This window comes from Desulfitobacterium sp., assembly GCF_035539115.1.
Classification (GTDB): domain Bacteria; phylum Bacillota; class Desulfitobacteriia; order Desulfitobacteriales; family Desulfitobacteriaceae; genus Desulfitobacterium_A.
In genome coordinates this window covers 36,724-43,639 of the sequence record NZ_DATLJA010000107.1, presented here as the reverse complement: position 1 = coordinate 43,639, position 6,916 = coordinate 36,724, and the positions used below count along the sequence as shown (strand labels likewise).

The 6,916-nt window shown below is 42.1% G+C and carries 7 protein-coding genes; 5 read left to right on the top strand and 2 right to left on the bottom strand.

The window, feature by feature from the left end; genetic code table 11:
- Positions 1–281 precede the first annotated feature (281 nt).
- The 3 genes from VM640_RS16690 to VM640_RS16680 all read left to right on the top strand — a co-directional run bounded on the left by VM640_RS16690 (position 282) and on the right by VM640_RS16680 (position 2,169).
- A complete protein-coding gene (locus tag VM640_RS16690) occupies positions 282–755 on the top strand; it encodes a VOC family protein (protein WP_325394271.1) in 474 nt (157 codons plus the stop codon).
- A gap of 305 nt (positions 756–1,060) precedes the next feature.
- Entirely contained in the window at positions 1,061–1,885 is an 825-nt protein-coding gene (locus tag VM640_RS16685) for an alpha/beta fold hydrolase (RefSeq protein ID WP_325394269.1), read from the top strand.
- A 158-nt stretch (positions 1,886–2,043) separates the two neighbouring features.
- A complete protein-coding gene (locus VM640_RS16680) occupies positions 2,044–2,169 on the top strand; it encodes a GNAT family N-acetyltransferase (RefSeq protein ID WP_325394267.1) in 126 nt (41 codons plus the stop codon).
- 155 nt (positions 2,170–2,324) lie between these two features.
- Here the strand turns inward: VM640_RS16680 and yabG are convergent, their stop codons facing one another.
- Positions 2,325–3,164 (bottom strand): sporulation peptidase YabG, encoded by an 840-nt coding sequence (gene yabG, locus VM640_RS16675; RefSeq protein ID WP_325394265.1) that lies wholly within the window; start codon positions 3,162–3,164, stop codon positions 2,325–2,327.
- Positions 3,165–3,258: 94 nt separating this feature from the next.
- Between yabG and VM640_RS16670 the strand changes: the two genes are divergently transcribed.
- Together VM640_RS16670 and VM640_RS16665 are read left to right on the top strand one after the other, a co-directional pair.
- On the top strand, positions 3,259–4,143 hold the full coding sequence (locus VM640_RS16670) for a glycosyltransferase family 2 protein (RefSeq protein ID WP_325394263.1): 885 nt from the start codon (positions 3,259–3,261) through the stop codon (positions 4,141–4,143).
- 50 nt (positions 4,144–4,193) lie between these two features.
- Positions 4,194–4,880, top strand: a complete 687-nt coding sequence (locus VM640_RS16665) for a heparan-alpha-glucosaminide N-acetyltransferase (RefSeq protein WP_325394261.1) — start codon at positions 4,194–4,196, stop codon at positions 4,878–4,880.
- A 50-nt stretch (positions 4,881–4,930) separates the two neighbouring features.
- Here the strand turns inward: VM640_RS16665 and VM640_RS16660 are convergent, their stop codons facing one another.
- The gene (locus VM640_RS16660; protein WP_325394259.1) at positions 4,931–6,709 is read right to left on the bottom strand and encodes a methyl-accepting chemotaxis protein; all 1,779 of its coding nucleotides are present in this window, start codon (positions 6,707–6,709) and stop codon (positions 4,931–4,933) included.
- Positions 6,710–6,916 lie beyond the last annotated feature (207 nt).

Sequence of the window (6,916 nt, the reverse complement as noted above, 5' to 3'; positions counted from 1 at the left end):
TACCTCACCACCTTGTGTTAATATCGCCATTTTCGATGGATGATCCAGATAATATTATCCATAAGATGGTAAAATGAATTTATAACAGTCTACAGAGGAAAAATAGGTTACAATTTCAAAGACTTTTTGCACTGAAATCACGAAATAGGTTCGCGAATCCCACTATATATGGAGATTATACGAATGAATTATACGGAAATCCGGTAGTTAACTGAAATCGGACGAGATGTCGCGACATCATGTCGCTTAACTGATAGAAATAATCTTATGGAGGATGAAAAATGAAATATGTGTGTCCATTGGTTGTAGTTAAAGATGTAAAAATAGCGAGGAACTTCTATGAAAACTTACTAGGCCAGAAAGTAAAATATGATTTTGGAGAAAATGTTACTTTTGAAGGAGATTTTTCAATCCATTTAGAAGAACATTATGAGAAGCTTCTAGGGGAAAGAAATTGCAGGATATTAAGGAAATCTAAGGATTTTGAACTATATTTTGAAACAGAAGAAATTGATAAAGTTTTTAGCGAACTTAAAGAAAATGAAGTGGAATTTTTACATGAGATAAGAGAACAGCCATGGGGGCAAAGAGTTATGCGTTTTTATGATCCTGATTTTCACATTATTGAAGTTGGAGAGACCATGGAGTCAATTGTTATACGGTACTATAGAACTGGCATGAGCACAGAAGATATTTGTAATAAAACATCGATGCCAAAAGAATTTGTTGAGAACTACGTTGAATTTATTGAATGATTAAGATAATTATAAGGGGAAGAAATTTTGGTCTGATTAGGTTACATTAAAATCAAGGAAGCGACTTTTGAGAAGGAAAAGAAAACAAATGCTGTAAATGTCATGAATTTACGAGTTAGTAACTAACTAAAGTGAAGTTTGGTAAGCGGTGGGCTTAAGGGGCCACCGTCCATGGCGGCCTCTGGCTTCGTGGAGCGTACGGCTCCGAGAGAATTCCCGACACTTAGCCAAGATGAAAGCGGTTAGGGCGCGTCGGGAATTCTCGAGACGCTATGTACCATTTGACGAAATAAGGGGATAAAATTATGGAGTGCAAGTTGGATAATATTATTGTTAACTATCATATCTGCGGAGAAGGCCGACCGATTCTAATGCTTCATGGTTTCTATCCCGATCACCGTCTAATGGCTGGGTGTATGGAACCTATATTTAACCAAAGAAGTGGGTGGCAAAGGATTTATCTTGATTTACCTGGTATGGGGAAAACAAAGGGAGAAAGTTGGATTAGAAATTCAGATGATATTCTTAAAATTGTAGTGGATTTTGTAGAAAAGGTAATTCCTAACGAGCATTTTCTAATCGCAGGTCAATCCTATGGAGGTTATTTAGCACAAGGATTAGTCACTAGAAAACGCGAACTTATTGATGGAATGGTCTTAATATGCCCTGCTGTGGTTGCTAACAGCTCCCAAAGGAATGTTCCTGAACACAACGTTATAGTTAAGGATATCGATGTATTGTCTTCTTTAACAAAGGACGAAGCGAATGAATTTGAATCAATGGCAGTAGTTCAGAGCCAAAAGAACTGGGAACGCTTTAGAGATGAAATTTTATCTGGTGTTTTGGTTGCAGATGGACCGTTTCTGGATAGGATTCAACAAGACGGTTATGAATTTTTATTTGAGATACATAACCTATCGAAGCCTTTTCCAAAACCAACGCTGATTATTACAGGACGACAGGATTCAACTGTTGGTTATCGTGATGCATGGGACATCTTTGAGAACTATCCCAGAGGAACGTTTGCAGTATTAGATATGGCAGGACATAACCTACAAATTGAACAAGAGGCATTATTCAATACTATGATAAAAGAGTGGTTGAATCGGGTTGAGGAGTATAAAGATTGAGGAAGTTCTTAAAAGGGTCGAAAGAGAGATGAAGAATGTTTGAGTTTGTGATTGATGATGAAGTAGTACTTAAATGCTAGATACTATACATGCGAGTCAGTTATTCGATTTGACCCATTCATGCCGTTCATATCTCAAAGAATGGCTTCCCTGGGTTGATGGAACAAAGAATTCCTGAACGATTGGGTTTTGTTAAAGAAGCGATGATTAGAGAAGCGGAATGGCTATATGACCATTTTGTTGACCATGCAGTGTACGGAGTTCTTGCTCGGGAATGGCTATGAGCCGGGGTACAGCGTCTAATGAAGGTTCAGACGCGACATCCCCGCGCCTAAGATAAGAGTTATCTTAGGCGCGGGGATGTTGCAATCCAAAACGACACCTCTAGGGTCAAACTATTTAAGCTAAATTTTTAAATCAATTCTATAGAACCATTGTCTTAATAGGGGCTTCGCGGATATCCCCGCCGCAGCTGTCCACGCGTCTCAACCCCGCCGACCCCATCCGTCCCCGTAACCGTATGCTTAATAATATCTTTTAAGGAAACCATACCATCAATTGGCGTATGAGCAATCCTCTCCACAATAAATACAGGATCAAAAGCGTGAATCAACGTACGCCTCGGAGAAGAAGCAAAATTTGCGCCAGCTGACAAAATCGCTTCATAGTTTGACTGACATGCTCCTGCAAAAATCACCAAGGCATCCCTGTTTGGTTGGAAACGCCGAGCCTCGATCACCGATTTTACGAAATAGCGCGAACTCCGATAACTATCAAGGCTCCGAAAGTCTTTTTTCCCATGAAGAAACCCATCATGTCCAGTCAAGACGAGAATGTCTGTGGGGTTATCCTCGAGAATCTGGTAGATCACTTTAGGCTGTTCTATCTCTGCTTTACAAAATCCCTTAGCCTCCAGCCCCAACTGCCGATAGGTTTTAAGACACTGATTAAGATAGTCCTCATCTCCATCGAGATGAAGGACCCGGCCGGGTATTTCAAAATACTCCCCAGTCTCATCTCTCTCCTGAGTGGCCTTTCTTTGATTGACGACAATATTTAGCTTTTGGTAAATTCCCTGGAAATCCTCCAATTGATAATGAGCAACCTCGGATGAATTTTTCTCAACAAGATCATTCAGAGGAGCATCAGCCAGAAGTCTAGTGTTAATACCCTTAAGTAAGGCTGTTTTTTCTCCTCCACCAGGTTGAATCTGAACGATCCGGAAATACAGATCCTGTTTGTGTGAGCGCCTAGCGACAATGTCTCCTACATCAAACAACCTTCTCCCTCCTTCCCATCTCTTCTTTATTCTATGACGAGCGAAGGGAAACGGCATATAATGTTATTGAATCATATGTCGGGAGGAGAGAAGCATGTATGACGTTGTGATTCCCGTCTACAACGAAGAAAAGAGTATTCTGGCCGTCCTGGCAACAGTCTTGGAACTTCCCCTCAGGTACATTATCCTTGTGCTGAACGGTTGTACCGATCGGACCCTGGAACTCACCCGCTCCGTTCCCGACTCACGCATCCACACCATTTATTTCTCCGAACCGCTCGGCATTGATGTTCCCCGGGCAGTCGGTGCACTCTATGCGCGTAAAATGAACTCCGAGGGAGTACTCTTTGTAGATGGTGATATGTCGGGAAATATCTTTAAAAATTTGGAGGAACTTCTTGCCGCCCTGGATCAAGAGGTTGATGTCGCACTCACCAACTGTTACCCTTATATCACCGATCGAGCCAATCTCGCACAGCTTGTTTCAAGATTTCGGGCTAATCTTAATAAAGAACTCGGTCTTTTCCAGGCCTTAGGTCTTGCTACTCCAACTCACGGCCCCCACGCCTTATCTGTTAAAGCCCTAGAAATGATCCCTCCTGAAGGGATCGCTATCCCCCCTTTATCTTTGGTATGGGCCGCCAAACTGGGCTTAAAGACCCAGGTAGCAACTTCGATTCGCCATCAGAGCTTGAAATCTCCGCGTAAACACCGAAAACATGCCCGCTTAATCGCGGAAACGATTATTGGTGATTGTATCATGGGCTTTGCTCTGGCCCACGATGAACCCTTGACGCGTTCGTTAGGAAAGCACCAATTGTTAGGCTATCATCCCGAAAGACGGTTCGATATTCTCAATCTCTGGAATGAGTCTTTAGCTGTTTCTCATCCCTTTTGTGAACAGCATCTTATCATTCCCTATCGGATTGTTATACCTCAATCACATCTTTCTCCAGAAACAGACCCTTTCGAAATTTAATAACTGGCATCTTCCTATGAACTTTTTATTGAGAAAGTAAGGTGTAAGTTGTGAGTACTTCCTCCCGGATTCGAGAAATCGATCTATTGCGAGTCTTGGCCTTGATCCTGATGATTCTCTATCACTTTGTTTATGACTTAGACTTTTTTACTTCTGCCCCAGTTCAGGTTGACTCTTGGTACTGGTTCGTAGAGGGCAAGATATCAGCCCTTCTGTTTATTTTCCTGGCGGGAGTTAGTAGCGGTTTTAGTCATCATCCTTTACGCAACGCGCTCAAGATCTTATCCTGGGCTCTGATTATCACCTTGGTTACCTATATCGCGATGCCCGAGTCTTATGTCCGCTTTGGCATCTTGCATTTCCTTGGCGTCATAGCTCTTCTTTATCCCATTCTCCAAAAACGCTCCACCCCTTTTTTAATCTTATACTCTCTGCTTGCCCTAATCTTGGGATTTCTTTTCTCCCGCACCGTCATCTCTGGGCCTTGGCTCCTTCCTTTGGGAATATATTATCCGGGGTTTTCAACGATCGATATTTATCCTCTCTTTCCTTATAGCGGAGTTTCTGCTTTAGGGATTCTTTTCTACCGATTTAAATATGCTCCTCTTGATATGCGCTCCTCTTATTCCTTACCCCCATTAATAGAAAAGATGAGCAAACACTCTTTGCTCATCTATCTCATCCACCAGCCTATTCTTTTGTCTATCTTATTCGTTGTACAAAGAATCGCGGCTTAATTTTGTATTTCCCATTATGTTTAATAAGCGTTAAAGAGCTTTCAGTCTAGCTACGCTTTTTTAACCTTGAACTTTGCTAAAGCCTGTTCTAGATCCTCCGCCATCGTCGCTAGGACCTGGCTGGAAGAGGCAATCTCCTCCATCGAAGCCGCTTGTTCTTCTGAAGAAGCCGATACATTTTGGGTTTGCTCAGCAATAACTTGGCTAATTTGATCCAAATCACGAACAGAAGAAGCAATCCGTTCATTTCCTTCAGTCATCTGGTTCATTTCCTGAGAAATTTCCTTGACCTGAGTCACAACCTTTTCGATGTGTTGCGCAATTTCTTCAAAGGCTTCGCCAGCTTGAGCCACAACCTTGGAACCCGTTTCCACGACGGAAGTCCCATTCTTCATAGCCCTAACTGCCTTATCTGTATCCTGCTGCATTGCGGAGATTAAGTGGGCAATTTCCTTTGCTGCTTCCTGAGATTGTTCAGCCAATTTGCGTACTTCATCCGCAACCACCGCAAACCCTCTCCCTTGTTCACCAGCGCGGGCTGCTTCAATCGCCGCATTCAAGGCAAGTAAATTCGTTTGGTCAGCAATTTCCGAAATAGTATCAACAATCTTGCCAATATCCTGGGATCTCTCGCCTAACTGTTGGGTAAGTTCAGCAGAACGATTGACAACAGACTGAATTTCATTCATTTGTTGGATGGTCGTCGTAATCGCGGTGCGGCCTTTATCTGCCGATTCTGATGTCTTTTCGGCAAAGCCGACAACATTTCCTGTATTCACTTGGACTTGTTCCATACCTGCAGCGAGCTCTTCCGCAACGGCTGCCACTTCATCCACAGTCGTCTTTTGTTTTTCTGCACCTTGGGCCATTTCAGTCACCGAGACAGCAACTTCACTAGAAGCCTGAGCAGATTGTTCAGCTCCAGCAGTTAACTCTTGGGAAGACGCTGCAACTTGCGATGAAGCATGGGAGACCTTCTGAACAAGCTCACGTAACCCCTCTGTCATCAAATTAAAGGATTCTGCTAAATCACCTAGTTCGTCCTTCGAAGTCACCTTTAACTTTTCCAACGTTAAATCGCCTCCGGCAACAGCTTTACTCCCTTTGGACACCTCGATTATTGGTTGGGATATTTTACGGCTAAAATAAAGAGCAACTGCGATGACGGCGATTAAGGCTAAGCCAATCATTCCTACATTCACCCCTATATTTTTGAGCATATTCCCATTGTAAACAGCCTGTTTTTGACTTACATTTTTCTCGATATTATCGACCCAATCCCCTGTTCCGATGACCCAATTATAGGGCTTAAAAAGTTGAGTATACCCTCTTTTCGGTAAAGGCTCTGTTGTATTGGGTTTGGCGAATTGATAATCGCTGTAACCCCCGCCTTCTTGCTGCCCATTCTTCATAAACTCCTTGACGTAGGCAACACCGTTTGGATCTTTAGCCTCAAGCCGGCTTTTCCCTTCCGTTTCCGTCCTTCCCAAAAGAACGACATTCACTCCATCTGTCGTGTCAATCCAGAAATAGTTACCTTCATTAAAACGCAAATTTCGGACGAGATCAGCTGCCTTTAGCTTGGCTTGATCTTCGGTCAGTAAGCCCTTCTGTTGTTCGGCATAAACGCTTTGAACCAAACTTGCGGCGGTATCAACTTCTGCTTTCAGCATATTATCATAATCTTGATATAAGTTCGCACGATAATCCTTGATTTCAGTCCCCACAAGCTGGACTTGACTGTAGATGCTGTAACCTCCCACAATAACAGCCATGATCATGGACGTGAGCAAAAAAGCTGCGATGAACTTGTACTTAATTTTCTTCAATTCAATCCTCTCCTCCTCGCCTTTAGACAACTCTTCTAGCATATATATATTAATGATATGGAAACCATAAAAAAATTTAAAAAGGGAAAAGTCATTTATAATAGATAATTCTTTAACAATTGGAATCATTTTCCGACTTTCATTTCTAATATTATCTTATTTCTAATATATTTCAACCTTAATTTCTATTAATTACAAAAGAAAACA

Excerpts from the sequence above, each read along its gene's own strand:
- VM640_RS16690 (WP_325394271.1), top strand. The coding sequence starts at position 282 with ATGAAATATGTGTGTCCATTGGTTGTAGTTAAAGATGTAAAAATAGCG.
- VM640_RS16685 (WP_325394269.1), top strand. The coding sequence starts at position 1,061 with ATGGAGTGCAAGTTGGATAATATTATTGTTAACTATCATATCTGCGGA.
- VM640_RS16680 (WP_325394267.1), top strand. The coding sequence starts at position 2,044 with ATGGAACAAAGAATTCCTGAACGATTGGGTTTTGTTAAAGAAGCGATG.
- VM640_RS16670 (WP_325394263.1), top strand. The coding sequence starts at position 3,259 with ATGTATGACGTTGTGATTCCCGTCTACAACGAAGAAAAGAGTATTCTG.